The organism is Aequorivita sp. 609 (assembly GCF_014212065.1).
GTDB lineage: Bacteria > Bacteroidota > Bacteroidia > Flavobacteriales > Flavobacteriaceae > Aequorivita > Aequorivita sinensis.
This window is the reverse complement of record NZ_JACJVM010000040.1, coordinates 1-350: the sequence shown is the minus strand read 5'-3', so window position 1 is coordinate 350 and position 350 is coordinate 1. Positions and strand designations below refer to the sequence as shown.

Below are 350 nucleotides of genomic sequence, written 5' to 3'. Positions count from 1 at the left end.
GGAGTCAGTATACCTACAAGGGATATATTGATCTTTTAAGGGAAAATGGAAGCCAAATAAGTATGGCACTCTCAGCCCATGACAATGCCTATGCTGAACGTATCAATAGAACCATAAAAGAGGAATATCTTGATCATTGGAAGCCACAGACATTTATCCAGTTAAAAAGAATGACGGCAAAAGCGGTCAAGAATTACAACAGTAAAAGATTACATAACAATAACGACAGAATGAGCCCTGAGAAGTTCATAAATCAATTTTCTTTCTTGAGGCCTCAAGAAAGAAAATTGATGACTATTTTTGATAATCTAAATTAATAAATAACGGTCAACACTAATCAGGGATATACA

The 350-nt window shown here is 34.6% G+C and carries 1 protein-coding gene; it reads left to right on the top strand.

The genetic code is table 11. The features are described 5' to 3' along the window. The coding region (locus tag H4O20_RS12595) for an integrase core domain-containing protein (RefSeq protein ID WP_221442857.1) at nucleotides 1–317 on the top strand (317 nt) is incomplete at its 5' end. Nucleotides 318–350 lie beyond the last annotated feature (33 nt).